Consider the following 26,451-nt stretch of genomic DNA (forward strand, 5'->3'; position numbering starts at 1 on the left):
TCTTAGTTCCGCTCTGCTGCCACACGGCTGACATCGGCCGCAAGCCGGTATCCGCCCCCGCGCACAGTCTGGATAAGTTGGGGGTTGCGGCTGTCCTGTTCGATCTTGCGGCGCAGGCGGCTGACCTGATTGTCCACCGCGCGGTCAAACAAATGCGCTTCGCGGCCCTGCACCATATCGAGCAGCCGGTCGCGGTCCATCACTTGCCGTGGATGATCGAGGAACGCGCGCAAGAGGCGAAATTCGGCGGTCGAGATCGAGACAATGGCATCGTCTCGATCGGTCAGCTTTCGTTTCAGCGGATCAAGCCGCCATCCTTCAAATTCATACAGTGCATCTTCTTGGGGCTCGGCCGATTGCCGGCCCGCGCGGCGAAGTACGGAACGGATTCGCGCGACCAGTTCGCGCGGCTCAAAGGGTTTGACGACATAATCATCTGCGCCGATCTCGAGGCCGATTATACGGTCGGTCGGTTCGCCTTTGGCGGTGAGCAAAATGACCGGCAATTCGCGCGCTTCGATCAAGTGGCGACAAAGCGACAGGCCGTCTTCGCCGGGCATCATGATGTCGAGCAGCACCAGATCGGGTGTAAAACCCAACAGGGCACTGCGGGCAGCGGCTGCGCTTTCTGCTTCTTGCAATTCGAAGCCTTGGCGCGTGAGATATTCGGCCAGTGGCTCGCGCAGGCTGGGCTCGTCATCGACCAGCAACAAACGGGTAGGCGCGGTCTCGGTCATAAGCCGAAACCGCGCCTGTCACAGTTAAAGATGGGGCAAAAAGGCGCCATATAGAGCTTGCCTCAGGCGGCAGGCTGTCCGTCGCGTTTGGCGCCGCGCCGTTCCTTGCGCAGCTGGCGCATTGCTTCGCGCGCAGCCTTGCGTTCGTCCTGCGAAAGCGCACCGTCTTTATTGGTGTCTACTTTGGCAAACCGGGCTGCGCTAGCTGCATTGAATTCTGCGCGGCTAATTGCCTTGTCACCATTCGTGTCGGCTTGGCGAAGCATTGCCATTGCGCCGCCGCGTCCGCCGCGGCGCATCCGGTCACCGCCGCGCTTGCCGCGCCGCTCTGCACGATCGCCGCCACCTTTGCCGCGCTGCCCGGCACGGGCCTCGCGCGCCGCATCCATTTCGGCTTGGGAAACGCCGCCGCTATTGTCGGTATCGAGCTTGGCGAAGCGCTGTGCACCGCGCGCGGCGCGTCGTTCAGCACGTTGTGACTGCCGGGCTTCGCGCGCCGCAGCCATTTCGGCCTGGGTCAATTCGCCATCATTGTTGGTGTCGACTTTGGCAAAACGTTCTGCGCGGCGCGCGTCGCGGTCAGCCGCGTCGATCGTTCCGTCGCCATTGGCATCCATGCGCGCAAAGCGCAGCGCGGCATGTGCGTTATACTCTTCCTTGCTGATGATCTGGTCACCATTCGTGTCCGGGCTGGACTTGCCGCTCTGATTTGCGGCGATGGCTGTTCCGCCAGCCAGGGCCAATGCGCCAGCAGACAGGCTCAAGATCATTTTCTTGGTCAGGTTAGGCATATCATTTCTCTCCAATCAAAAATTGATTGAGCTGCGGCAGTACCCTGTTTGGGAGGGGGAGGAAACGGTACCGCCGCAACTCGTGATATGCTTCTAGCGCGCGTTTGTCGCAGCTTTATCCCGTATCGCGCCTGAATTGTCGCAAATTGTCGCAGCAGGGCGTGTCCGTTCATCCCGCTGACATTCTGCACGGCCCGCTGCGACCGTAGCGCGATCTTGGAGCGTTTAGCGGGGGCGGTGCTCTGTGCCCTCTCCGGCGGTGATGAACACAGCCGTCGCCGTTTTCGCAACATTTGCCGTGTGCCATACGCCCGGCGGGTTCACCGCATATTCGCCCGGACCCAGCGTGATCGTCTGCTCGCGGCCATCCATTTCCTGGACCAGCTCTATCAAGCCTTCGGTACACAGCACCATCTCGGCGCCTACGGGGTGCATTTCCCATGAGTCCCAATCGCCCGAAAATGTGTGCATGCTGACAAGACGCCCTTCGGCACCGTCATTTGCGGTCCGCTCGCCATAGGCTTCGTACCATTCCATGCCGTCAAATGGTGGCTGGGCCTCGGCAGTTGCGCCGAGACCCAGATGCACCCAGTTCTGATCGAGCCTTTTGGGGCTGCTCATCCTTTTACCATGGTGAAAACGTTGAGCTTATTACCATCGGGATCGCGGAAATAGCCGGCATAGAAGCCGTCATCGCCCCGCGGTCCGGGGGCGCCTTCATCGGTCCCGCCATTGGCAAGCGCTGTGTCATACACCGCTTGCACCTTGTCAGTGCTATCGACCATCAGCGCCGCCATGGTGCCGTTGCCCACCGTCGCAGGATTTTCGTCAAAAGGCTTAGTGGCAGCGATGCCGGGGGCGCCGCCCGCATCACCCCAGGCGATGAACTGGTCAAATTCCATCATCCGGCCCACGCCCATTTCCTTGGCAACCGCATCATAGAATTTCGCCGCGCGCGGCAAATCGTTGGTTCCGAGTGTGACATATCCAAGCATGCTGTTCCTCCTTTTTCGGGCCGCCCCTGCGACTCGCGATATAGGAACATTACTAGAACATTCGCATTCGAACAAGCGGCTTTAGATAGGCTGGCAGGCATCCTCCAGCCACGCCAGAACATCGCCATCCAATTGCGGCGCGAGGATCGCCTGTGTCTTGGCGTGATAGTCGTTCCACCACTGTTTTTCCTCGGCGGTGAGCAAAGACATGTCGAGCATATCGCGCGCCATCGGGACCCAGGTGAGATTCTCAAAACCCAGATAGGTCCCTTCCGCGCCATCAATATCCTGTTCCTCGACCAGCACCAGATTTTCGATCCGGATGCCGAATGCGCCGTCTTTGTAATAGCCGGGTTCGTTCGACAGGATCATGCCGGCGAACAATTCCTGATTGGTGCCCGGCTGGCCGCCCGACAATTTGGCAATCCGCTGCGGACCTTCGTGCACGCCCAGAAAGCTGCCGACACCGTGGCCGGTGCCATGTGCATAATCGACGCCAGCTTCCCACAGATATTGGCGGGCAAAGGCGTCAAGCTGTCCGCCCGATGTCCCTTGCGGGAAAATCGCCCGGGCAATCTGGATATGCCCTTTGAGCACGCGCGTATAGCGATCGCGCACTTCGGCGCTGGGTTCGGCTTTGTCGCCCGGCCCTTTGATCCACACGGTGCGGGTAATGTCGGTGGTGCCATCGAGATATTGCCCGCCCGAATCGCACAGGAACACGCTGCCCGGCTCGATATCGAGATTGCTTTCTTCATCGACGCGGTAATGGCACAGCGCCCCATGCGGCCCTGCGGCGGAGATCGTGTCGAAGCTCTGGTCCTTCAGCACGCCGGTCTGTTCGCGGAATTCGCGCAATTTGGCCACCGCAGACAGCTCGGTCTGGCCGCCTTTGGAGGGTTCAACCGAAAGCCAATGGAGGAACTTTGCAACAGCTGCGCCATCGCGCGCTTGCGAATCGCGGTGCCCCTGCTGCTCGACCGGATTCTTGATGGCTTTGGGAAGGATTGCGGGATCGCGAACCGATATGGCTGTCGCGCCACCCGCTTCCAGAGCCTGATAGATCGCCGCCACGCCAAAATCGGGATCGACCGCGACGGTTTTTCCCGAAAGCGTACCAAGGTTGGCGGTGAATTCGGCACGGTCGCGGATCGTGACCGCGTTGCCGAGATGCTGCTCCAGCTCAGGTGTCACTTTCTCAGGAGCGATAAACAGTTCCGCGGTGCCGTCCGCATGCGCGATCAGATAGGATAGCGCCACCGGTGTCCGGTCCACGTCTGTGCCGCGAATATTGAGCATCCAGGCAATCGAATCGAGCGCGGAAATAACCGCTGCGTCCAGCTCTTCTTCTTTCAGCCAATCGGCGATCTGGGCGCGTTTCTCTGCACTGGATTGGCCCGCATGCGCGTCTTCATGGATTACAGCGACATCGCTCGAAGGCGCGGGTTGGTCGATCCACACCGCGTCAATCGGGTTGCCGTCAACAGCAACCAGTTCAACGCCCTTTTTGGAAAGCGCCGCTGCCAGATCATCGGCCCAGCCCTTCGAATGGAGCCACGCATCATAGCCGATCCGCGCGCCTTTCTGGGCATTGGCAAGGAGCCATTTTGCGTGGTTGGTTTCCAATGTCGATTCATAGTCAAACAGATTGCCATCGACCTGTTCGCGCACCTGAATCGTATAGCGGCCATCGACGAACATCGCGGCTTTGTGCTGCAACACAATCGCGCTGCCCGCCGAACCACCAAAACCGGTGAGCCAGCCCAGACGCTGCGCGTAAGACCCGACATATTCGGACATGTGTTCATCCGAGATCGGCACAACGAAGCCGTCCAGATCGCGGCGTTTCAACTCCTCGCGCAAGGCAGAGAGGCGAGCTTCGTGGGTTTGCATCAGCATTTTATCTATCCTGAATTGCTTTCACTGCGGGTTACAGTATCACCCGCGACATAGTTTCATTTGTATCGATTACCACATCAACCGACATTCCAACAGGGACATCCGCCATGAGAATTGCATCCGTCGCGCTAGCCGCGCTCGCTACAGGCCTCGTCGCAGCGCCGCTTGCCGCGCAGGACGCCCAGACTGCAGAGGAAACCAGCTTGACCGAAACCGCGCCTACTTCCCCTCCCGTCGCTGAAAAACGCGAACACACCTCCACGCATCACGGGATCACCATTTCGGACCCGTATCACTGGCTGAAGGATCAATCCTATCCCAAGATCGATGACGAAGATGTGCTGGACTATGTGAAAGCCGAAAATGCCTGGTTCGAAGCGCAAATGGCGCCGCGCCAGAATCTGGTCGACACGCTGTTTGAAGAACTGAAAGGCCGCGTCAAAGAGGACGACAGCTCGGTCCCGCAGAAAGACGGCGACTATCTTTACTGGACCGAAGTTGCCGAGGGCAAAGAGTACCGGCTGTGGTACCGGCGACCGGTGGCTGGCCCCCAGACAGATGACGCGAAGCAGTTGATGCTGGACGAAAACCAGCTGGCCGAAGGTAAGGATTATTTTCGCCTGGGCGCAATCTCGGTGAGCGATAGCGGGCGCTATCTGGCCTATTCCTATGACGATAACGGGTCAGAGCGGTTTCTGGCGCGGATCAAGGATCTGCAAACGGGCGAACTGCTCGCGGACGAGATCCCCGAAACGCTGTCGGGCCTGATCTGGGTCGCGAATGATACCGGCATCGTTTACGGCAAGGCCAATGCCAATTGGCGCGTCGACAATGCGCGGCTCCACCGGATTGGAACCCCGGTTGAAAGCGACATCGAAATCTTCCGCGAGGCGGATGAAGGCTTCCGCGTGGGCACAGGCCTGTCGGCGCAGGAAGACTGGTTGATTATCGCCACCGGTGACAACGAAACAAGCGAAGTGCGGATTGTCCGCCGCGATGATCCGACCGGCGAACAAGTGCTGATCAAGCCGCGCAATAAGGGCGTCGAGTATGATGTCGATTTGCGCGATGGCACGCTCTACATCCACACCAATGACGAGCATGTGAATTTCCGGCTGGCCACTGCGAGGCTCAACAATCCGGGCGAATGGACCACGCATATCGCCGGATCCGATGAATTCTACCTTCAGGGGTTCAGCCTGTTCAAAGACTTCTACGTGACCGAGGGGCGATTGAACGGCCTCGATCAGGTCCAGATCCGCGACTATCAGGACGCGTCGAAAATCACTCCGGTCGATTTCCCCGAAGCAAGCTATTCGGCGGGTCTTTCGAACAATCCCGAATATGATGTCAGCAAGCTGCGGCTGACCTATGAAAGCATGGTCACGCCGGATTCGGTCTATGACTATCATCTGTCAGGTGCGAAGCTTGAGCTGCTTAAGCAGCAGGAAATCCCCAGCGGATATGACGCCTCGCTTTATATGACTGTGCGTGAGACCGTGACAGCACGCGACGGCACGCAGGTTCCGGTCAGCATTGTGATGCGCAAGGATCGCGGGATGGCAGAAGGTGGCAAGCCGGCTCCGCTGCATCTCTATGCCTATGGCGCCTATGGCTATGCGGTGCCGCCGGGATTCTCCTCTTCACGGCTCAGCCTGATCGATCGCGGTGTCGCCTATGCCATCGCGCATATTCGTGGCGGCGATGATCTGGGCCGCAATTGGTATCTGCAAGGCAAAATGAACGAGCGGACCAACACCTTCAACGACTTCGTTGATGTCGCAAAAGGGCTCGCGGCCAAAGGCTACACCCGCGAAGGCGAAATCAGCGCCTCGGGCGGTTCTGCGGGTGGCGAGCTGATGGGCGTGGTGGTCAACACCGATCCGCAGCTTTGGAAAGCCGTGGTGGCCGACGTGCCTTTCGTCGATGTGCTCAACACCATGCTGGATGACAGCCTGCCGTTGACGCCGGGCGAATGGCCCGAATGGGGCAATCCGATCGAGAGCAAGCAGGCCTTTGCCTATATCTTGAGCTACAGCCCCTATGATCAGGTGGTGGCGCAGGATTATCCGGCGATGCTGGTCACCGCAGGCCTCAACGATCCGCGCGTGACCTATTGGGAACCGGCCAAATGGGTCGCACGACTGCGCGACACCAAGACCGACGATAACGAGCTGCTCCTCAAAACCAATATGGGCGCGGGGCACGGCGGAAAATCGGGCCGTTTCACTTCGCTCTACGAAGCGGCAGAAGAGTTCGCCTTTATCCTGAGCCATCACGGGATTGATGAGTGAGCGAACCCTTCGCCAAAACCTTCACCGCCGCGTCTGAGCACATCGATGTGATGGGCCATGTCAATAATGCGGTGTGGGTCCAATGGGTGCAGGATATGGCCACCGCGCATTGGGATGCGGTGGCTGATCCGGCGCATGCAAAGGCGTTTGTGTGGCTCGTGGTCCGGCACGAGATCGACTATCGCGGCAATATTGCCAAGGGTGAAAGCGTGACCGGTGAAACATGGATTCCCGGCCCCGCCAAAGGCGCAACATCGAACCGCCGCGTGCAATTTCGCAATACAGAGGGCAAAGTCATCGTTTCTGCGCTGACCAATTGGGCGATGCTGGACCGCGAGACACATCGGCTGGTGCGCATTCGCCCCGAAGTGATCGCGCCCTTCCTGATCGAACAAGAGTAAATCGCATGTCCGCATCCGCAATTTTCCAGCCCCTTACTTTGCCCAATGGCACCGCCGTTCCCAATCGCCTGTGCAAAGCAGCGATGGAGGAAAATCTGGCGGTGCAGCCCGGGCAATTACCGGGAGAAAAGCTGTTTGCGCTCTATGACCGCTGGGCCAAAGGCGGTGTGGGCCTGATCCTGTCGGGCAATGTGATGGTCGATCCCTCTGCATTGACCGGCCCGGGCGCAGTTGTGCTGCAAAAGGGCACCGATCTGGCACCGTTCCGCGAATGGGCGGAAATTGGCAAGGCAGGCGGCGGCCAGTTCTGGTTGCAGATCAGCCATCCGGGACGGCAACTCTACAAAGCGACCGGCGAGACAGCGGTGTCTCCCTCAGGCATCTCGCTCGATATGGGCAAGCTCAACGCCATGTTCGCGCCCGTTCGCAAGCTGGACGAGGCGGAGATCGAAGCAATCATCGCGCGCTTTGCCGATACTGCCGAACAGGCCGAGGCTGCCGGATTCGACGGCGTGCAAATCCATTCCGCGCATGGCTATCTCTCCAGCCAGTTCCTCTCGCCACTGACCAATCGCCGTGATGACAAATGGGGCGGCAGCTTGGAGAACCGCGCGCGCTTCCTGCTCTCGATCATCGAAGCGGCACGTGCGCGGGTGAAGCCGGGATTTGGCATTGGGATCAAACTCAATTCGGCCGACTTCCAGCGCGGCGGTTTCGAATTCGACGATGCACGGCAAGTGGTCGAATGGATGAAAGGCAAGGGCGTTGATTTCGTCGAATTGTCGGGCGGCTCCTACGAAAGCCCTGCAATGATGGGCTCCGACGCCGAAGGTCAGGACGTCCGCTCGGAATCGACCAGCCAGCGCGAGGCGTATTTTGTCGATTTTGCCCGCGATATCGCCAAAACTGCCTCGATGCCGATCATGGTCACCGGCGGCATCACCAAACGCGCCACGGCTGAAGAAGCGCTTGAGCATGATGCCGCAGGCTTCGGCGTTGAATTGCTGGGTATCGCCCGGGCAATGGCTTTCAATCCGGATTTGCCCGATGACTGGAAGGCGGATCGCGAACTGGAATTTACCTTTCCCGATCCGGGATGGTCGAACAAATCGCTCAACGGCCTTGCGAATATGGCGCTTACGAAAGCGCAGCTTGAGCTGATGGCCACGGGCAAACCATCCAACCCCGGCGTTTCACCGGTGCTGTCGATGATTGCCGATCAATGGAGAACCGCGCGGCGGGCAAAGAACTATCGCAAGTGGCGCGCTGCCTAGGCGAGCACTTCTTCGATGGGCATATGCTGATAGCCCAATTCTTCGGCCACGGCCTGGTAGGTGACTTTTCCGTCATGCACATTGAGCCCTTCCGCCAGATGCGGATCGCGGCGCATTGCTTCTTTCCAGCCGTCGCGTGCCATCCGTAAGGCATGCGGCAATGTGACATTGTTGAGCGCATAGGTGCTGGTCCGCGCAACCGCACCGGGCATATTGGCAACGCAATAATGGACAATGCCATCGACAGTATATGTCGGCTCTGCATGCGTTGTTGGTTTCGATGTTTCGAAGCACCCGCCTTGATCGATTGCAACATCGACGAGCACCGCGCCCGGCTTCATTTCCTTGAGCAATTCGCGAGTGATCAGTTTTGGCGCGGCGGCACCGGGAATGAGCACGGCGCCGATCACCAGATCGGCTTGCCGTACCGCATCTTCCAAATTGGTCTTGTTGGAGAAACGCGTGCTCGCGCGGGCTTCGAAGAAAGTGCCGACTTTCTCCAGCACTTCGGGATCGCGGTCGAGAATTTCGACATCGCCGCCCAGCCCAACCGCCATTTGCGCCGCGTTGAAGCCGACAACGCCGCCGCCGATAACCACGACTTTGCCCGGAAGAACTCCTGGAACGCCGCCGATCAGCACGCCGCGGCCGCCATGCGCTTTTTCCAGGGCCGATGCGCCCGCCTGAATGCTCATGCGCCCGGCAACCTGGCTCATCGGTTTGAGCAGGGGCAAGCTTCCGCGGGGACCGGTGACGGTTTCATAAGCAATCGCGGTGACGCCCGATTTGACCAGATCGGCGGTCTGCTCCGGATCGGGGGCAAGATGCAGATAGGTGTAAAGAATCTGTCCGGGTCGCAGCATGGCGCGCTCGCCCGCTTGCGGTTCTTTGACTTTCACCACCATTTCGCATTCGGCAAAAATCGGCTCGGGGCCGTCGACGATCTTGCAGCCTGCATCGCGATATTCATCGTCGGTTGCACCGATTCCCATGCCGGCGCCGCTCTGTATCCAAACATCATGCCCGTTGACGCCCAGCTCGCGGGCGCTCTCGGGCGTCAGGCCGACGCGATATTCGTGGTTCTTGATTTCTGACGGGCAACCGATGCGCATGGGGAGGTCTCCTTGTTGCGCATGTAGTTACAAGTGAAACGATATCGGTTCAAGAATTGTCTTCGCAGTTTGCCTTTTCCGGTCAGGGGCAATTTTTCCACAGTCTCTAAACTGTCACAAAACAGACATACCGGCGTCACCAATCCTTCAAAAATCTGTAAAGGTGATGATCATGACAATTCGGGCCGGTGCAACAGGATCTGCACTCGCTTTCGCCTTGGCTTGCGGCTGGGTCCAGCCCGCAATTGCTCAGGATGCTCCCTCTGTCCAAGAGGAACTGGCGGCCATGCGCGCCGAAATGGCGGCGATGGCGCAGCGGATTGAAACGCTGGAAAACGAGCTTGAGCAAGCCGAAGAGCAAGCCCAGGCCGCATCGCAAACTGCCGCGAATGCTGCAGCGCAAGCGAGCGAAGCAAAAGCAGCTGCCACACAGGCATCCGCCGATTCGACAAGTATCGCATTCAAGGGCGCGCCCGAGATCAAAGGCGACGGCGGGTGGAGCTTCAAGCCGCGCGGACGTCTGCAATATGATGCGGGCTTTACCAATGTTCCCGATGCCACGGGCCGCAGCGAAGGCTTTGGCAGCGAAGCCCGCCGTGCGCGGATTGGCGTTTCGGGCGATATGCCCGGCGGCTTCGGCTATAAGTTCGAAGTGGATTTCGCGGGCAATGAAATCGCGGTCGCAGACGCGCTTCTTTCTTACGAAGCGGGCGATGCGGAGTTGACCGTCGGCCAGTTCAACAATTTCCAGTCTTTGGAAGAACTCACCAGCAGCCTGCACACCAGCTTTATCGAACGCGCCGCCTTTACCGATGCGTTTGGTTTCGAACGCCGCGTGGGTGTCGGTGCACAATTCAGCAGCGATGCGGTGATGATCCAGACCGGTCTGTTTACCGACAATATGGGCGACCTGTCGAACAAGCGCTGGAGCGCCGATGGCCGCATCGTGGTGATGCCGAAAATGGGCGATGCACAGCTGCATCTCGGTGCCTCTACGCATTACACTGATCTCGAGGCAGGCGACACGGTTCGCTATCGCCAGCGTCCGCTGGTCCACTTCACTTCGGAACGCTTCATCAACACCGGTAATCTCGGGGCGAGCAGCGAGTTCGGCTTCGGGCTCGAAGGTGCGGTGATTGCCGGGCCGTTCCACGCGGCTGCCGAGGGATATTGGCAGAACGTCAATCGCACCGGCGGGATGTCCGATCCGACATTCTTCGGCGGATATGCCGAAGCGGGTGTATTCCTGACCAAAGGGGATACGCGCGGGTACAAAGGCGGCAAATTTGACCGCGTGAAACCGCAAAACCCGGTCGGCGAAGGCGGCACCGGTTCGATCCAGATCAACGCCCGCTACGACTATCTCGATCTGACCGATGGCGGTGTCGTCGGCGGAACCCAGAACGGCTTTATGCTGTCGCTGATCTGGAAGCCGACGGATTGGGCGCTGCTGCTCGCGAATTACGGCAAGCTTGAATATGACAATGCCGTTTTCGCCGGGCCGCTGGGTAGCACTTCTTACAGCGTGGATGCCTTTGGTGTTCGTGCGCAGATTGATTTCTAAACTGTCATACTAACGTCACACCGCGCCCATATGCGCGGGCCATAGTTTCAAATAGGGAAACCAATATCATGCGTTTTACTACCAAAATTGCCCTCGTCGCAGCGTCTGCACTGACACTGTCTGCGTGCAGCGACACTGCCGCTGAATCGGTCCATGTTGTCGGTTCTTCAACCGTATTCCCCTTTGCCAAAGTGATTGCTGAGAACGCCGTTCTGGCCAATCCCGGCATGGCCGGCCCATTGATCGAATCGACCGGCAGCGGCGGCGGGATCAAGCAGTTCTGCTCCGGCGTTGGCCCTGACACGCCGGATGTTGCAAATGCTTCGCGCCGGATGAAAGCATCCGAATTTGAAGATTGCGCCGCCAATGGCGTGACCGAAATCGTCGAAATCCAGGTTGGTCTGGACGGTATCGCATTCGCTTCTGCGCAAGGCGGCATCACCATGAACCTGACCCCGGAAATCGTTTATCGCGCTTTGGCGGCGAGCCCATATGGTGAAGAACAAACCGCCAAAACCTGGGCAGATGTTGACGCTTCGCTGCCGGCAGAACCCATTCTGGTTTACGGCCCGCCATCCACTTCGGGCACGCGCGATGCGCTCAAAGAACTGGTTCTCGAAGCGGGCTGCAAAGCCAATGAGAGCATGAAAGCGCTCAAGGAAAGCGACGAAGACAAATATGACCAGATCTGCACCGAAGTGCGCAGCGACGGCATGTATGTTGACCAGAGCGAGCAGGACAATCTGATCGTTCAGAAAATCAGCAACAACCCCAAAGCGATCGGCGTGTTCGGCTATTCCTATCTCGAAGAGAATGCTGACAAGGTTCAAGGCCTTCCGATGAACGGTCAGGAACCGACTTACGAGAACATTTCGACTTTTGCCTATCCCGGCGCGCGTCCGCTGTTCATGTATGTCAAGAAACAGCATCTCGATGCGATCCCCGGCCTGCGCGAATATATCGCCGAATGGGCCAAGAGCTGGGACGCTGACGGCCCGCTTGCCAAAATCGGTCTGGTCGCTTCGGCTGACGATGTCCGCGCAGCGAATGTCGCGAAGACAACCGATTTCACCGTGCTCACGGCTGATGAACTGAAATAAACAGCGAAATTTGCGCCGGGTGCCTGTTGCATCCGGCGCAAATTAAAGAAGTAGAGTCTGCGGGCTTGCCCAAGTGCATCCATAGGGCCCGAATGCAAAAAGCCCCGCTGAGAAGCGGGGCTTTTTTGTTTCCGCGATTGGTCGGCAGAGAGCGCCGCTTACCCGGCAAGCTATCCGCCAATTGGCCGCCAACTGACCGCACACCGCAAATAGCCCCATGTCGCTGAATTTTCGGGCAAACCTCTTTCTTTTGCGGCCATAAGAACATATAGCGAACATATGGATTCGCTCTCTACCTTGGAAAAGCTGGAAATTCTCGCGGACGCGGCGAAATATGATGCGTCCTGCGCGTCCTCGGGCACGGCGAAGAAGAATTCGCTGGGCGGGAAAGGCATCGGTTCGACCGAAGGCATGGGGATCTGCCATGCATATGCCCCTGACGGGCGTTGCATTTCTCTGCTCAAGATCCTGCTGACCAACCATTGCATTTTCGATTGCCATTACTGCGTCAATCGCAAGAGCAGCAATGTCCGCCGCGCGCGTTTCAGCCCGTGGGAAGTCGCCGATCTCACGATCAGCTTTTACCGGCGCAATTATATCGAAGGTCTGTTCCTGTCTTCGGGCATTGTCAAAAGCTCCAACCATACGATGGAGCAAATGGTCGAAGCCGCGCGGATCCTGCGCGAGGAACATGATTTTCGCGGCTATATCCATCTCAAGACCATTCCCGAGGCCGATCCCGAACTGGTCTATCAGGCGGGGCTTTATGCCGATCGCGTATCGATCAATGTCGAACTGCCGACCGACAGCGGACTGAGCCGGCTCGCGCCTGACAAGAATGCGCGGCAGATCGAAGGCGCGATGGGCAAGGTGAAATCGGATATTGTCGAAGCGAAGGACGCAAAGAAACGCTTCAAAAACGCGCCGCGCTTTGCGCCCGCCGGGCAATCGACGCAAATGATCGTTGGCGCGGATGCCGCAACCGATGCCGATATCGTTGGCAAGGCAAGCCGTCTATATGATGGCTTTCGCTTGCGCCGGGTCTATTATTCGGCGTTCAGCCCAATCCCCGATGCAAGCGCGGTGTTGCCGCTCAAGCGGCCGCCGCTCATTCGCGAACACCGGCTATACCAGTCAGACTGGTTGATGCGGTTTTACGGCTATCGCGCGAACGAAGTGATTCAGGCGACCGAGAAGGACGGCAATCTGCCGCTCGATATCGATCCCAAGCTCGCCTGGGCACTCAAATTCCGCGAGCAGTTTCCGCTCGACGTCAACCGTGCCCCGCGCGAGCAATTGCTGCGCGTGCCGGGGCTGGGGGTCACTGCGGTTAACCGGATCATCGCGGCGCGGCGGCATCGCAGCTTGCGGCTAGATGATGTGGGCAAGCTGACCGTGTCGATTGCCAAGGTCCGCCCGTTTATCTGTGCCACCGATTGGCGCCCGACCGCGCTGACCGACCGCGCCGATCTGCGCAATCTGCTTGCGCCGAGGCAGGAGCAGCTGGAGCTGTTCGCGGCATGACTGTGCTCGCCCGCACCGAGGCCGATACGCACTATACTGTCACGCTTGCCGAGCCGGACGATTTCGTTTTCTGGCGCGAGGCGGCGCGCGGACTGGTGCAATGCGCGGTGCCTCCCGAGCGGGTGGGTTGGGTCGAGCCGGGTGGGTCGGGCGATCTGTTTGCAACGGCGCTTGCTCCCGAAAATGGGGCTTTGCCCGCGCCGCCAGCAGACGCCCCCGATGTTCGGGCGAGCAAGCGTTTTTTGACGGTGGCGCGCGGTGCGGCGCTCCATTCCGATCCGCAACGCTTCGCGCTGCTCTATCGCCTGTTGTGGCGATTGCAGGACAATCCGCGGCTGATGGAGGATAAGTCGGACGGCGATGTCCGCTACGCCGAAGACCTGTCCAAAAGCGTTCGCCGCGACAGTCACAAAATGCACGCCTTTGTCCGTTTCCGCGAAGTCGAAGAAGATGATGGCGGCACACGCTATGTCGCATGGTTCGAACCCGATCATCATATCCTGCGCGCCAATGCAGGCTTCTTCAAACGCCGCTTCGCCAATATGCGCTGGTCGATCCTGACGCCGCGGAGCTGCATCCATTGGGATGGCGAAAGGATGACGCAAAGCCCGCCTGCATCGCGCAAGGATGCGCCCGACGGCGATCCGACGGAGGAATTGTGGCGCAGCTATTACGCTTCGATTTTCAATCCGGCGCGGCTGAAAGTGGGCGCGATGATGAGCGAGATGCCCAAGAAATACTGGAAGAACATGCCCGAGGCGCAGCTGATTCCGGAAATGATTGCTGCGGCGCAATCGCGCGAGGCGCAGATGGTTGATGCGGGGGCGATCGATCATGCGCCGCAGCCCGCTACGCTAGAGGCATTGCGCTGCGCGATTGGTACCTGCTCGCACTGTCCGATCAGCGCGCTCGGCGGGGAAGCGGTGGCGGGTGAAGGGCCGCGCGGAGCCCCGCTAATGATTCTGGGCGAGCAGCCGGGTGATCAGGAGGATGTGGCGGGCCGCCCCTTTGTTGGGCCGGCGGGGCAATTGCTGGACGAATATCTGATCCAAGCGGGTATCGAGCGCGAGCGCGCCTATGTCACCAATGCGGTCAAACATTTCAAATTTGCCCAGCGCGGCAAGCGGCGGATCCATCAGACACCCAATGCCAAGGAAATCGACAGCTGCCGCTGGTGGGTCGAAGCGGAGCGCGCAATCGTGAAGCCGAAGCTGATACTGGCATTGGGGGCGAGCGCCGCCCGGTCGGTTCTGGGCAAGACGGTCAGCGTAACCGCTGCGCGCGGCGCGCCTATCGCTTTGCCCGACGGCAGCGAGCTATGGGTGACGGTGCATCCATCCTACCTGCTTCGTTTGGACGGTGACGCGCGGGCGGAGCAGGCGAAGCTGTTCGCGCAGGATTTGTCCGAAGTTGCAAAACGTATTGCAATGTTGGGATGATAGATCAAAACCTGTCGCGTCTGTGCAAGTGCTCGCGCCGCGAAAAGCTGCATTGGCGCTGACAACCAGTTGAAAGGTATACTATGCGCTTGTTTTTCATGGCTCCCCTCTCTGTTCTGGCACTGGCGGGTGCCAATCTGTCTGCCAACGAACCCGAATTGCTGGACTATAAAGCCGCGATGCGATGCAGCGCGCTGCACAGCTTTTACGCTGGGGTAAGCGAAGATGAGCCCGAAGCCGAGGCCCTGCATGAAGAGGTTGCTCTCCGCTGGCTTACCTTGGCGATGGCCCGTGACGGCGAAGAGGGGGAACGTGCCCTGGAAGAGCACGAGGCGGTGGTTGAACTGCTGATCGAACGGTTGAACGAAATGGAAGACGATCCCGAAGGGATCGAAGAGTTCCTGACGGAAGCCTATGAAACCTGTGAGGAACTCCAGCTCGCCCATGCCGAAGAATTCGATGCGGTAGAAGTCGAATAGCCTTCGGGCCATTTGCGCGCAGGCGATACCGCCCGAAACGCCTTGGGTCTGAAGCGGCCTAGATCGGATTGCCGTCCTGATCGCGGAAGATTTCGCGGCGGCCGACATGGTTTGCCGGACCGACCAGCCCTTCGCTTTCCATCCGTTCGATCCATTTGGCAGCGGTGTTGTATCCAACGCCCATCTGGCGCTGCAGCCAGCTGCCCGATGCTTTCTGGTTCTCGATCACGATCTGGCAGGCCTGACGGTATTTGCGTTCGACCGGATCGTCGCTGGCGGTCATATCGTCTTCGAATGACAATCCGCCGCCATCTTCGGGTTCTTCGGTGACCGCATCGACATAGTCGGGCTTGCCTTGCGCGCGCCAGTGATCGGCAACCGCTTCGACTTCCTCATCGGACACAAACGGGCAGTGAACGCGGATCGTCGCGCCGCTATTGGGTTTGTAAAGCATGTCGCCCTTGCCCAGCAGCTGCTCGCTGCCTTGCTCGCCCAGAATGGTGCGGCTGTCGATCCGGCTGGTCACTTTGAAACTGATCCGCGTGGGCAGGTTGGCCTTGATCACGCCGGTGATAACATCAACCGATGGGCGCTGCGTCGCCATGATCAGGTGGATGCCCGCCGCGCGCGATTTCTGGCTGAGCCGCTGGATCAGGACTTCGATTTCCTTGCCCACCGTCACCATCAAATCGGCCAGCTCGTCAACAATCAGGACGATCTGCGGCAGCACTTCGTAATCGAGCTGTTCTTCCTCGTAAATTTCCTCGCCGGTTTCGGGGTCGAACCCGGTCTGCACGCGGCGGCCAAGCGGCTTGCCCTTGGCAATCGCCGCGCGAACCTTGTCGTTAAAGCCCGCCAGATTGCGCGAATTGACGCTGCTCATCATCCGGTAGCGGCGCTCCATCTCCTCCACCGCCCACTTCAGCGCGCGCACCGATTTATGCGGCTCGGTCACCACCGGGCTCAGCAGATGCGGAACGTCCTCGTAAACGCTCAGCTCGAGCACTTTTGGATCGATCAGGATCAAGCGGCATTCGGCGGGCGTGAAGCGGTAAAGTAGCGAGAGCAGAATGACGTTGAGGCCCACCGACTTACCCGAGCCGGTGGTGCCCGCGACCAGCAAGTGCGGCATCGCCGCGAGATCGACCACGATCGGTTCGCCGGCGATATCCTTGCCCAGAATGATCGGCAGCGCACCGCCCGCATCGGCGAAATCCTCGCATGCGGCGAGTTCCTTGAGCACCACCATCTGGCGGTCGGCATTGGGCAATTCGATGCCCATCACGGTCTTGCCGGGAATGGGCGAAACGCGCGCGCTGATCGCGGACATATTGCGGGCAATATCTTCGGCAAGCCCGATGACCCGCGCGGCCTTGATCCCGGGTGCGGGCTCCAGCTCGTACATGGTCACCACCGGGCCGGTGCGCACCGCGGTGATCTCGCCTTTGACGTTGAAATCGTCGAGCACGGTTTCGAGCAGTCGTGCATTGCGTTCCAGCGCCAGCTTGTCGAGCTTGGGCGCGCTGTCTTCGGGTGCATCGGACAGCAATTCGAGACTGGGCAGCGCGAAGTCTGCGAACATGTCGCCTTGCTTGGCCTTGGCCAGCGGGGCCTTTTTCGGCGGCTTTGTCGGATCCGAAATGGTCGGCGCGCGGCGCGGTTCGGCGTCGATGACCGGTTCGGCGGGTTTCGCGGCTTTCGCCTGTTTGGGCTTGCGCGCGGGAACGAAGGGTATCCTGGCGTCGCCCAGCTTCTCTCCCAGCGATGAGGAGCGTTCGAGGAATTTGGGCAAAGTCAGCAATTGCGCCCAGTCGATCGCGAAGACGCGTGTGACCAGCGCAACACCGCCGGCAAGGCTGAGCAGCGCCAGCCCCAAAATCGTCCAGCCTTGCGCGCCTTCGGGAAGCCGCCCGGCAATCGCTTCGACCGCGCCTGCGCCCAGCAATCCGGTCATCCCGCCAAAGGATGCGGGCAGATTTCCATTGGGTGCCTCGAAAGCCAGCGACAGAACCGTGCCCAGCAAGGCCATCGACAGCAGCAGCATGCCCACCGGCGTCCACCAGCGGGTTTCGGTATCGATGTCCTCTTCCTCCACATCGCGCCACAATTTGCGCGCAAAAACATAGAGCAGCGGGAGCAGCAAGACGCAGGGAAAGCCGAATATCATCAACGCCATATCGGCGGTCCACGCGCCGCTGCTGCCCATCCAGTTGGAAATCTGGCCGGCATCTGCGGCAGTGGAGGAGCTGGCATCGGTCTGGGTGTAGCTGACCAGCGACAAAGCGAGGAACAGCATCGATCCGAACAGCAATCCGGCGCCAACCATCTGCGCAGCGCGCCGCATCGAACGGCGCCAGGCCGCACGCCAGTCTGTTTTCTGCGATTTTCCGATGGCGCGGCTGGCCATAATCTACCCCTGTTCTCGCGTGAGAACGCACCATGAATCGTCGCGGACTCGGGGTCAAGCGGTCTGCGGTTATTCGTTGTGTTCGCGAGGGGGTGCTTCGTTCAGCTAAGCCCGTCAATCGCCGCCCAGCGCGGCCAATCGAGCCGCCGCGCACGCTCCGCATTCATTCCGCCCAATGCAATAATCGGGGCCTTGGCCTTTCTTGCAAGCATCCGGAACCGCAGCGGTCCGAGCGGTTTGGTTCCGGGGTGCGAACGGGTTGCGAATATGGGTGAAAGCAGAATGCCATCAGCCCCCGCGCGATCGGCCGCGACAATTTCCTTCCAATCATGCGCGGTGACCAGTTTCAGCAGATCATTGCCCTTGGGCATACGCCCCGCCGCGCCATAAATCCCGTCGGCCTTCCACTGTTTTGCTTTCACCGGCGTATCTGAGAGAACCGTCAGATGGCCTTGCTTGCGCGCGATCTCTTGCAAAGCGGCGAAGCGCGCGCGCCTTTCGTCCGGGCCAAGATGATAATGCCGGTAAATAAAGCCCGACCCGCGCGGCAAATTCGCCAGCGCGCTCTCAAGCGCATTGTCATTGCGCGCATCGCTCAGCAGCCACAGCTTGGGCAGCACCTGCTCAGGAGAGGACTGGTCTTGCGTCATATGCACGTTATAGCGCGCGCTATGGATAGTGCAGTATCCCCTTTGGACGAGGTCCACGAGAAAATCGCCAAAGCGGCGCGGATTGCGCGGCGCGAGCTGGACGAGATAACGCTGATCGCGGTCAGCAAGACGCATCCGGCCGAACGGATCGAACCCTTGTTGGGGCAAGGCCACCGCGTCTTTGGCGAAAACCGCGTGCAGGAAGCGCAGCAGAAATGGCCCGCCCTTCGCGAGGCTTTTCCCGATGCGCAGCTGCATCTGATCGGCCAATTGCAATCGAACAAGGCCGATGACGCGGTCGAACTGTTCGATGCCATCCATTCGCTCGACCGCCCCAGCCTGCTCAAAGCGCTGGCGAAGGCGATGGACAAGGCGGGCAAGCAAGTGCCCTGCTTCGTCCAGGTCAATATTGGTGACGAGGATCAGAAAGGCGGTTGTCCGATTGCCGAACTGCCCGCGTTTCTGGGCGCAATACGCGAAACCGATATCCCGCTCGGCGGGCTGATGTGCATTCCGCCCGCTGATATCGAACCGGCGCCCTTTTTTGCCTTTCTCGACAAGCTCGCGCGCGACAACGGGATTAACGGGCTCAGCATGGGCATGAGCAGCGATTATGAAACCGCGATCATGCAGGGCGCGACGCATATCCGCGTGGGTACGGCCTTGTTCGGCGCACGCGGATAACGGCGCGCAATTCCGAAACAAAAAGGGCGCCCCAACCGGGACGCCCTTCTCGTTTTCGATTGATCGCGTGGATCAGAATTCGAAAGTCATCTCCGCGCCGATCTGGCGGCCCTTGCTGAGCGGCGAGAGCGTGCCAGCAGCCGGAACCGGATCGAACGGACGGTTTACACCGTTCGAAAGCGGACCGCCGAATGGCAGCTGCGTGTCACCACCAGCCTGCACACCGTCGAGCAGGTTCTTGCCGTAGATCGAGAACGCGAGCCCTTCGACCGGCGTGTTCCAGGTGACGTTCGCATCAAGGCTGGTAATGTCTTGAATGTAACCGAAATTGTTATCGGTATAGGCGAACTCGTCACGATATTGCAGGTTTACACGGCTGACGACCGAGCTTGCACCAAGGTCAAGCTCGTGGATCGCGCCGACACCGGCTGTGACTTCGGGCACGCGCGGCAGGCTGAGGGCCAGATCGGCATCGTCAATCACACCATCGCCCGAAATGTCGAAGCGTACTTCGTCATATTCGGCATCGATCAGGCCGACATTGGCAGTGAACAGCAGGCTGTCCGAAACACGCATGCGCGCCTCGGCCTCGACACCGAAGATCGTCGCGTCGGCAGTGTTCAGGATGAACTGCGAAACACCGGCAGTTGGCGAGGACTGGTTGACCTCGCGCTGCATGTTGCCGATCTTGGTGATGTAAGCCGCCGCGTTCAGAGTGAACGAACGGTCGTCGGTCTGGAATTTGCCGCCGATTTCGTAGTTGTCGACTTTCTCTTCATCGAAGGAGAAATTGCCGCCCGTTGCCGGGACCACGACATTCTCGAACACGTTCGCATTGGTGATACGGAAGTTGTAACCACCCGAACGATAGCCGCGTGTCCAGTGGGCATAGACCTGGCTGTTCGCGAATTCATACTGAAGGCCGAATTTCGGCGACCAGTTCGACCAGCTATTGCTGTCCGTAAAGCCGTTATTCTCGGTCGGGATGAAAGGGTTGGTCCCTGTTGTCGGGCAAGTGCCCTGAACGACAGAGCACATCGGACGCGGACGGACATAGGTCACGCCGGCATCTTTTTCTTCGCGCGACCAGCGGATGCCACCAATAACGCTCAGGCTGTCTGTCAGGTAGACTTGGGCATTGGCAAATGCACCGATCACTTCATGATCCTGCTGGCCGCCACCATAAAAGGTCAGCGCGCTGAGCGGGGGCAAATCGCGAACTTCGGTGTAGGCAATCGACTGGTCGAAATAGAAACCACCAATTGTCAGCTCCACACCGTCAAAGCTCATCGCATAGCGCAGCTCGTTCGAAATCTGCTCTTGCTCGGTTTCGGTTGCCGAGTGGAACAGGAACGCAGGAAGCGAATCGATATCGCCATCAGTGGCCGCCGAATATTCGCGGTAACCGAACACATTGGTCAGTGTGCCGGGGCCGATGTCGAGTTCTGCGGTAACGCTGCCGGTCCAGATTTCGTTGGCATAAAAGCCGGCATTGTCGATGGACATGTCGAAGGTTTCACGATCGAACAGACCGCGGTTCTGGCCCGAAGGACCATCGCCATCGCTTTCGAAATAGTCGAGCTTACCGGTCAGCGTCAGATCGCCGAAGCGGCCTTCGAGAGCACCACGGAAAATCTTGGTTTCCGCTGCGCCGTGGTTGGTGTTGTCGAACAGGTTGGTAAAGTAACCTTCGTCTTTGTTGTAATAGGCGCCAAGTTTGAACAGCAGCGTGTCTTCGACAATCGGGCCCGATACTACGCCGCTAACGGTGTAGTTGGCACCGCCGCGACCGCCATCGACAAACGGTCCGTCAACGGCTGCGCGGAACTTGCCCTGGAATTCTTCGGTCGGGTTGCCGGTGTTGATCAGCACGGCACCGCCGGTCACGTTGCGGCCGAACAACACGCCTTGCGGGCCGCGCAGGATTTCAACGCTGTCGAGGTCGAACAGGTCAAACACGACGCCGCCGTTGAAGCCGAGATAGACACCGTCAACGAACACGCCAACGGTCGGGTCGATCGACGGGATCGAGGAGTTGATGCCTAATCCGCGGATCGAGAAGTTGGCTGTGCCGCGGCTGGTGCCGATCTGGTCGAGCGATACGTTTGGTGCGGAATAGGTCAGCGACTGGACATCGCGCACTTTGAGCGCTTCGAGGCTTTCCGAATTGAAAGCGGTAACCGCCAGCGGCACATCCTGCACATCTTCGGCGTCTTGCGTTTTGGTGCCGGTGATGACGATAACGTCAAAAGTGTCGAGCGCGCTGCCGCGATCTTCGCTTTGTTGATCTTCGTCAGCATCCTGAGCGAAAGCGGTTTGTGGCACAAGCGCCAGAGCCGAAGCGGCGAGCGCCAGCGTAGAAGTTCGACGCGCGAAATTGCGGGGGGTATTCATCATTTCTTCTCCCAGAATTGAAACGTGGCCGGCCCCTGTACTGGGGCACGCTGAAAATGCAATCGAGAACTGATTAAGCGCTTTCCATTTCTGCTTGGCGTGCATCGCTGGCGGCTTCGAGCAGTGCTTTTTCGATCGCTTTGAGCCGCGGCTCTGCGGTCACTTTTCCGCCGGTCAGATCGGTCACATAGAACGTATCGGCCGCGCGTTCGCCATAGGCAGTGATATGCGCTGAATGGACGATCAGCTGGCTTTCGAACAGCGCCCGCGCCAACCGGTTGAGCAGCGCCGGACGGTCGCGCGCATTGACTTCGATCACGGTGAATTTGTTCGACGCATTGTTGTCGAAAATCACCCGGTGGCGGACATTGAACGCTTTGGACCGGCTGATCGGCAGCGGGCGCTTGGCCAGCTGCGGGGCCAGCTCGATCCGGTTGGCCAGCGCATCGCCAATGGCCTTGGTGATCCGCTCCAGCTGCTGTTCCTCGTGGAACGGATTGCCGGTGGGGTCTTGCACCAGAAAATTGTCAATCGCCCAGCCGCTGCGCGTTGTGTGGATCCGCGCGTCGATGATGTTGGCGCCCGCAAGATGGATTCCGCCAGCGATGCGGTAGAACAGGCCGGGATGGTCGGTGGCGATGACACTGACCAGCGTTGCGCCGCGCGCTTCGTAAAATTCGCATTGGATCGACAGGCTCTCATCAAGCTTGAGTGCCTCGGAATATTGGACCAGATTTCGCGCGATGATGTCTTCGGGCTCGGCGATCCAATAGGCATCGGTAAAGGCATCGCTATGCAGCGCGATCAGATCGCTGCGTTGTTCCAGTTCCTCGGCCACAAGCTGTTTCTTCGCGGCGACACGTTCTGCGCGGCCATGCTTCACATGGCCAAGGCGCAGCCGTTCCTGCGCGTTGTCATATAGCTCGCCCAGCAGCTGGCCTTTCCAGCTGTTCCATGTGCCCGGGCCAACCGCGCGGATATCGACCGCGGTCAGAATCATCAGATTGCGCAGCCGCTCCAGGCTTTGGACTTGGCCGACGAAATCTTCGATCGTCTTGGGGTCGGTCAAATCGCGCTTGAACGCGGTTGCGCTCATCAACAGATGCTGCCGGACCAGCCACGCAACCAGCGCGGTTTCCTGTTCGCTCAGCCCGAAACGCGGGCACAATTCTTCGGCAACTTCGGCGCCAAGCACCGAATGGTCGCCGCCGCGGCCCTTGGCGATATCGTGCAGGAGAACCGCCACGAAGATCGCGCGGCGCGAATTGAGCCGGTGGATCAGCTTGGACGAACGCGGATGATCGTCTGTCAATTCGCCTTTCTCGATCCGGCTGAGTAGGCCGATCGCGCGGATAGTATGCTCGTCCACCGTATAGTGGTGGTACATATCGAACTGCATCTGCGCGTTGACTTTCCCGAAATCGGGCACGAATTTTCCGAACACCCCGGCTTCATTCATCCAGCGCAGCACCATTTCGGGGTCGTTGCGCCCGGCAAGCAGATCGAGGAACAAGGCATTGGCGCGCGGGTCCTTGCGCACCTTTGCCTTGATCAGGCCGGAATCGCGCCCCGCCTGACGCATGGTGTCAGGGTGGATTTCCAGGCCTTCTTCCTCGGCAATCTGGAACAGCTCGATCAGCCGCACCGGATTTTTCTGGAACCAGTCATCGGTGGGCGCGGCGATCTTGCCGCTATAGACCTTGTATCCCTTCACGGTGCGCGCTTTCGCCTTGAACCCCGCGAAGAAGCCTTTGCGCGCGCGTTTCTGGGCAAATTTCTCGTCAATATGGGCGAGGAAAACGCCCGTCAGGCTGCCCACACGTTTGGCCTGAATGAAGTAGAATTGCATGAACCGTTCGACCGCGCTTTTGCCCGGGCGGTCGGAGAAATTCATGCGAGCCGCCACTTCGCGCTGGAGATCGAATGTCAGCCGGTCCTCTGCGCGATTGGTGATGATGTGCAGATGCGAACGCACCGCCAGCATGAAACTTTCTGCGCGGCGGAAGGACCGGTATTCCTGCTTGGTCAGCAGCCCGACATCGACCAGATCGGCGGCGCTGCGCACCTTGTGGATATATTTGCCGATCCAATAGAGCGTGTGCAGATCGCGCAAACCGCCTTTGCCGTCTTTGACATTGGGCTCGACGACATAGCGGCTGTCGCCCATCCGTTTGTGCCGCGCGTCGCGCTCGGCGAGCTTTTCCGAAACATATTCGCGCTCGCTGCCGTGGACCACTTCCTTGTAGAACCGGCGGCTGCCCTCGTCATACAGGTCGCGGTCGCCCCACACATAGCGCCCTTCGAGCAGCGCGGTTCGGATGGTCAGATCCTCGCGCGCCATTTTGACCATTTCATCCAGCGTGCGGCTCGATTGCCCGACTTTGAGGCCGAGGTCCCACAGGAAATAGAGCATCGCCTCGATCACTTGCTCGCACCAGGGGGTGCGCCGTGCCGGTGTCAGGAAAGCGATATCGACATCCGAATGCGGTGCCATTTCGGCGCGGCCATATCCGCCCACCGCCATGATCACCAGCCGTTCGCTGGTAGAGCGATTGCCCGGCGGATAGACATTGGCAATGATGTGATCGTGCAACAAGCGGACAATCTGGTCGATCAGAAAGGTCTGCCCGCCAGCGCATTCGTGGCCCGAAGCCGGTTTCTCCGCCAACCGCCGCGCCAGTTCTGCGCGGCCATCATCGAGCGCGCTTTTGAGCAGCGCCACAATCGCCGGGCGTGCTTTTTCGCCTTGCTCTGTGACAAGCGCAGAGATTTCCCCGCCCAGCGCTTTGCGATCGATGACCGCGCGCTGTTTGGGGATTTTGGTCTGGTTCACGGAGACCCTTTTTCGTTTCTAGGCGATCAGTTCGCTCGCATACATCGTACGAACGGTGCGCTTATCGACCTTCTGCGTGCCGAGGCGAGGCAGTTTTTCTTCTGCTTGCCAAATATGTTCGGGCAGCGGCACTTTGAACGGCGCGAGTTTTTCAAGCATAAATTCGCGCAATTGTTCAGCGGTCAGCGAATGGCCGTCTTTCAGCAGATAGACCGCCGCAGGCACTTCGCCCATGCGTTCGTCGGGAATGCCGAAGACCGAACATTCGGCGATCGCTTCATGCGCGTAAATACCCGCTTCGACTTCGATACAGGTGATGTTTTCGCCGCCGCGGATGATGATGTCTTTCTTGCGATCGACGATGTAGAGATATTCGTCTTCATCAAGATAGCCGAGATCGCCGGTGCGGAAGAAACCGTCATCGGTGAAGGCCGCTTTGGTGGCTTCTTCGTTGCGCCAATAGCCTTTGAAATTGGCCACGGTGCGGAAACACACTTCGCCGGTTGCGCCCTGCGGCATAGCATTTCCGTCATCATCGAGAATCGCGATTTCGACGATTGGCTTGCTGGCTTTGCCGGTGCTGCCCGGTTTGGCCATATAGTTTTCGTTGAAATTGCCGCAGCCCACGCCGTTGGTTTCTGTCAGGCCATAGCCCAGCAGCGGGAAGCCTTCGGGGAAGGCGTCCTTGATCTTTGTGACATGGTCGGTCGGGCGCGGCGCGCCGCCCGCGGCGAAGCTTTTGCACGCAGACAGGTCGAATGTGTCGCGATCGGGATGCGTCGCGATTTCATAGCTCATCAGCGGAACACCGACAAAATAGCTGACCTTTTCCGATTCCATCAGCTGCAGCGCATGCAAGGCATCCCATTTGGGCATCATCACCAGCTTGCGGGCAATGCCGTAGCTTTGCAGGAACAACGGCACTTCGCCGGTGACGTGGAACAGCGGCACCGCGATCAGCGCGCAGGGCTGTTCGGTCGGTTCTTCGCCCTGCTGGGTCAGCAACAATTTTGCCATCGCGCTTTGCGAGATATAGCTCATGGTTCCGGCCATCACCGCGCGGTGATCGGACCATGCGCCTTTCGATGCGCCGGTCGAACCCGATGTATAGAGAATGGTCGCGAGATCATCGGGGCCCAGCTCTGCCAGCATGGCCATGGCGGTGTTGCCTTCTGCCCATGTGTTGGCGAGCCCGCTAGAGGCCGGCCCGTCATGGTCGAACATAACAACTTTCGCGCAGTGATCATTGCCTTCGATCCGCTTGGCGCGGTCTTCATCGGCCAGCACGATCGAACATTCCGCCAGATTGATCGCATCGGCGAGTTCGGGGCCGGTTGAAAATCCGTTGAGCAAGGTCGCGCAGCCGCCTGCCATGATAATGCCCATATAGGCGATGATCCAATTGGCAGAGTTGCGCGCTGCGAGGCCCACGCGGTCCCCTTTCTTGAGGCCGTGATCTTGCGCCAGGCCCGCGGCGACATGCGATCCCGCGACCCAGCATTCGCCGAAAGTCAGCCGCACGTCCCCGTCAACGAGGAAAGTCAGATCTTTGTTTTCGTTGCAATAATGGGCAAAATAATGCGCCAGGCTTGGCGGCGCATTTTTGAATGTCGGCATTTTCACGCCGTAAGCTTCGTAATCTTCGGTTTCGAACGGTTGGCCCGGGGCAATCAGGGCCTCGATGATAGTGTCGAGGGAATTATCAAGCTCTGTCGGCATCGGTGTACGTATCCTCTCCAATAGTCACGCCTCTTGTTTCCGAGGCGCATAAAAACGCGTAATTGTGTGAAGCGCAGGGTTCCCCTCAAACTCTGCCTATGCCAGAAGCCGCGCGAAACCTGCTCTCGCGGAATCCGATCTTCGCAGAGTTTCTT

The 26,451-nt window shown here is 59.3% G+C and carries 20 protein-coding genes; 9 read left to right on the plus strand and 11 right to left on the minus strand.

What is annotated here, in order from left to right:
• Positions 1-2: 2 nt before the first annotated feature.
• The 5 genes from GRI41_RS12295 to GRI41_RS12315 form a co-directional block, all read right to left on the minus strand.
• A complete protein-coding gene (locus GRI41_RS12295) occupies positions 3-737 on the minus strand; it encodes a response regulator (protein WP_160605270.1) in 735 nt (244 codons plus the stop codon).
• A 62-nt stretch (positions 738-799) separates the two neighbouring features.
• A complete protein-coding gene (locus GRI41_RS12300; protein ID WP_235901221.1) occupies positions 800-1,528 on the minus strand; it encodes a hypothetical protein in 729 nt (242 codons plus the stop codon).
• A gap of 225 nt (positions 1,529-1,753) precedes the next feature.
• Positions 1,754-2,149, minus strand: a complete 396-nt coding sequence (locus GRI41_RS12305) for a cupin domain-containing protein (protein ID WP_160605271.1) — start codon at positions 2,147-2,149, stop codon at positions 1,754-1,756.
• A complete protein-coding gene (locus GRI41_RS12310) occupies positions 2,146-2,523 on the minus strand; it encodes a VOC family protein (RefSeq protein ID WP_160605272.1) in 378 nt (125 codons plus the stop codon). The genes GRI41_RS12305 and GRI41_RS12310 overlap by 4 nt, the downstream gene beginning before the upstream one ends.
• Before the next feature lie 81 nt (positions 2,524-2,604).
• Positions 2,605-4,422, minus strand: a complete 1,818-nt coding sequence (locus tag GRI41_RS12315) for an aminopeptidase P family protein (RefSeq protein ID WP_160605273.1) — start codon at positions 4,420-4,422, stop codon at positions 2,605-2,607.
• 107 nt (positions 4,423-4,529) lie between these two features.
• Here GRI41_RS12315 and GRI41_RS12320 point away from each other — a divergent pair, with 107 nt between their 5' ends.
• Genes GRI41_RS12320 through GRI41_RS12330 form a run of 3 tightly spaced genes read left to right on the plus strand, consistent with a single transcriptional unit; the run spans position 4,530 to position 8,391 of the window.
• The gene (locus GRI41_RS12320) at positions 4,530-6,716 is read left to right on the plus strand and encodes a S9 family peptidase (RefSeq protein ID WP_160605274.1); all 2,187 of its coding nucleotides are present in this window, start codon (positions 4,530-4,532) and stop codon (positions 6,714-6,716) included.
• A complete protein-coding gene (locus GRI41_RS12325; RefSeq protein ID WP_328600556.1) occupies positions 6,713-7,117 on the plus strand; it encodes an acyl-CoA thioesterase in 405 nt (134 codons plus the stop codon). Before GRI41_RS12320 ends, GRI41_RS12325 begins: the two co-directional genes overlap by 4 nt.
• Positions 7,118-7,122: 5 nt before the next feature.
• On the plus strand, positions 7,123-8,391 hold the full coding sequence (locus GRI41_RS12330; RefSeq protein ID WP_160605275.1) for an NADH:flavin oxidoreductase/NADH oxidase family protein: 1,269 nt from the start codon (positions 7,123-7,125) through the stop codon (positions 8,389-8,391).
• Here GRI41_RS12330 and ald read toward each other — a convergent pair.
• Positions 8,388-9,503, minus strand: a complete 1,116-nt coding sequence (gene ald / locus GRI41_RS12335) for an alanine dehydrogenase (RefSeq protein WP_160605276.1) — start codon at positions 9,501-9,503, stop codon at positions 8,388-8,390. The genes GRI41_RS12330 and ald overlap by 4 nt on opposite strands.
• Before the next feature lie 172 nt (positions 9,504-9,675).
• On the opposite strand from ald, the gene GRI41_RS12340 reads away from it, so the two are divergent.
• The 5 genes from GRI41_RS12340 to GRI41_RS12360 all read left to right on the plus strand — a co-directional run bounded on the left by GRI41_RS12340 (position 9,676) and on the right by GRI41_RS12360 (position 15,609).
• Positions 9,676-11,067: an OprO/OprP family phosphate-selective porin gene (locus GRI41_RS12340; protein ID WP_160605277.1), complete on the plus strand. Its 1,392-nt coding sequence runs from the start codon at positions 9,676-9,678 to the stop codon at positions 11,065-11,067.
• A 68-nt stretch (positions 11,068-11,135) separates the two neighbouring features.
• Positions 11,136-12,167, plus strand: coding sequence for a substrate-binding domain-containing protein (locus GRI41_RS12345; protein ID WP_160605279.1), 1,032 nt, complete (start codon positions 11,136-11,138; stop codon positions 12,165-12,167).
• A 279-nt stretch (positions 12,168-12,446) separates the two neighbouring features.
• The gene (locus tag GRI41_RS12350; protein WP_160605281.1) at positions 12,447-13,691 is read left to right on the plus strand and encodes a putative DNA modification/repair radical SAM protein; all 1,245 of its coding nucleotides are present in this window, start codon (positions 12,447-12,449) and stop codon (positions 13,689-13,691) included.
• Complete coding sequence (locus tag GRI41_RS12355) at positions 13,688-15,130, plus strand: UdgX family uracil-DNA binding protein (RefSeq protein WP_160605283.1); 1,443 nt, start codon at positions 13,688-13,690, stop codon at positions 15,128-15,130. Before GRI41_RS12350 ends, GRI41_RS12355 begins: the two co-directional genes overlap by 4 nt.
• Positions 15,131-15,228: 98 nt before the next feature.
• Positions 15,229-15,609: a hypothetical protein gene (locus GRI41_RS12360; RefSeq protein WP_160605285.1), complete on the plus strand. Its 381-nt coding sequence runs from the start codon at positions 15,229-15,231 to the stop codon at positions 15,607-15,609.
• 58 nt (positions 15,610-15,667) lie between these two features.
• Here the strand turns inward: GRI41_RS12360 and GRI41_RS12365 are convergent, their stop codons facing one another.
• Both GRI41_RS12365 and GRI41_RS12370 read right to left on the minus strand, forming a co-directional pair.
• Positions 15,668-18,016, minus strand: coding sequence for a DNA translocase FtsK (locus GRI41_RS12365; protein ID WP_160605287.1), 2,349 nt, complete (start codon positions 18,014-18,016; stop codon positions 15,668-15,670).
• Between the two features lie 101 nt (positions 18,017-18,117).
• Positions 18,118-18,666 carry a thiamine phosphate synthase gene (locus GRI41_RS12370; RefSeq protein WP_160605289.1) on the minus strand — a complete coding sequence of 183 codons (549 nt, stop codon included), beginning with the start codon at positions 18,664-18,666 and terminating at the stop codon, positions 18,118-18,120.
• Between the two features lie 21 nt (positions 18,667-18,687).
• Here GRI41_RS12370 and GRI41_RS12375 point away from each other — a divergent pair, with 21 nt between their 5' ends.
• Positions 18,688-19,350, plus strand: a complete 663-nt coding sequence (locus tag GRI41_RS12375) for a YggS family pyridoxal phosphate-dependent enzyme (RefSeq protein WP_160605291.1) — start codon at positions 18,688-18,690, stop codon at positions 19,348-19,350.
• 72 nt (positions 19,351-19,422) lie between these two features.
• Here the strand turns inward: GRI41_RS12375 and GRI41_RS12380 are convergent, their stop codons facing one another.
• The 3 genes from GRI41_RS12380 to GRI41_RS12390 form a co-directional block, all read right to left on the minus strand.
• Positions 19,423-21,747, minus strand: a complete 2,325-nt coding sequence (locus GRI41_RS12380) for a TonB-dependent receptor (RefSeq protein ID WP_235901222.1) — start codon at positions 21,745-21,747, stop codon at positions 19,423-19,425.
• 70 nt (positions 21,748-21,817) lie between these two features.
• Complete coding sequence (locus GRI41_RS12385; protein ID WP_160605293.1) at positions 21,818-24,577, minus strand: [protein-PII] uridylyltransferase; 2,760 nt, start codon at positions 24,575-24,577, stop codon at positions 21,818-21,820.
• An 18-nt stretch (positions 24,578-24,595) separates the two neighbouring features.
• On the minus strand, positions 24,596-26,296 hold the full coding sequence (locus GRI41_RS12390; RefSeq protein WP_160605295.1) for a class I adenylate-forming enzyme family protein: 1,701 nt from the start codon (positions 26,294-26,296) through the stop codon (positions 24,596-24,598).
• Positions 26,297-26,451 lie beyond the last annotated feature (155 nt).

Source organism: Pontixanthobacter aquaemixtae (genome assembly GCF_009827395.1).
In the GTDB taxonomy this organism is placed as follows: domain Bacteria; phylum Pseudomonadota; class Alphaproteobacteria; order Sphingomonadales; family Sphingomonadaceae; genus Pontixanthobacter; species Pontixanthobacter aquaemixtae.

Coding starts and splice junctions, on each gene's coding strand:
- GRI41_RS12295 (WP_160605270.1), bottom strand. CDS start 737: ATGACCGAGACCGCGCCTACCCGTTTGTTGCTGGTCGATGACGAGCCC.
- GRI41_RS12300 (WP_235901221.1), bottom strand. CDS start 1,528: ATGCCTAACCTGACCAAGAAAATGATCTTGAGCCTGTCTGCTGGCGCA.
- GRI41_RS12305 (WP_160605271.1), bottom strand. CDS start 2,149: ATGAGCAGCCCCAAAAGGCTCGATCAGAACTGGGTGCATCTGGGTCTC.
- GRI41_RS12310 (WP_160605272.1), bottom strand. CDS start 2,523: ATGCTTGGATATGTCACACTCGGAACCAACGATTTGCCGCGCGCGGCG.
- GRI41_RS12315 (WP_160605273.1), bottom strand. CDS start 4,422: ATGCTGATGCAAACCCACGAAGCTCGCCTCTCTGCCTTGCGCGAGGAG.
- GRI41_RS12320 (WP_160605274.1), top strand. CDS start 4,530: ATGAGAATTGCATCCGTCGCGCTAGCCGCGCTCGCTACAGGCCTCGTC.
- GRI41_RS12330 (WP_160605275.1), top strand. CDS start 7,123: ATGTCCGCATCCGCAATTTTCCAGCCCCTTACTTTGCCCAATGGCACC.
- ald (WP_160605276.1), bottom strand. CDS start 9,503: ATGCGCATCGGTTGCCCGTCAGAAATCAAGAACCACGAATATCGCGTC.
- GRI41_RS12340 (WP_160605277.1), top strand. CDS start 9,676: ATGACAATTCGGGCCGGTGCAACAGGATCTGCACTCGCTTTCGCCTTG.
- GRI41_RS12345 (WP_160605279.1), top strand. CDS start 11,136: ATGCGTTTTACTACCAAAATTGCCCTCGTCGCAGCGTCTGCACTGACA.
- GRI41_RS12350 (WP_160605281.1), top strand. CDS start 12,447: ATGGATTCGCTCTCTACCTTGGAAAAGCTGGAAATTCTCGCGGACGCG.
- GRI41_RS12355 (WP_160605283.1), top strand. CDS start 13,688: ATGACTGTGCTCGCCCGCACCGAGGCCGATACGCACTATACTGTCACG.
- GRI41_RS12360 (WP_160605285.1), top strand. CDS start 15,229: ATGGCTCCCCTCTCTGTTCTGGCACTGGCGGGTGCCAATCTGTCTGCC.
- GRI41_RS12365 (WP_160605287.1), bottom strand. CDS start 18,016: ATGGCCAGCCGCGCCATCGGAAAATCGCAGAAAACAGACTGGCGTGCG.
- GRI41_RS12370 (WP_160605289.1), bottom strand. CDS start 18,666: ATGACGCAAGACCAGTCCTCTCCTGAGCAGGTGCTGCCCAAGCTGTGG.
- GRI41_RS12375 (WP_160605291.1), top strand. CDS start 18,688: ATGGATAGTGCAGTATCCCCTTTGGACGAGGTCCACGAGAAAATCGCC.
- GRI41_RS12380 (WP_235901222.1), bottom strand. CDS start 21,747: ATGATGAATACCCCCCGCAATTTCGCGCGTCGAACTTCTACGCTGGCG.
- GRI41_RS12390 (WP_160605295.1), bottom strand. CDS start 26,296: ATGCCGACAGAGCTTGATAATTCCCTCGACACTATCATCGAGGCCCTG.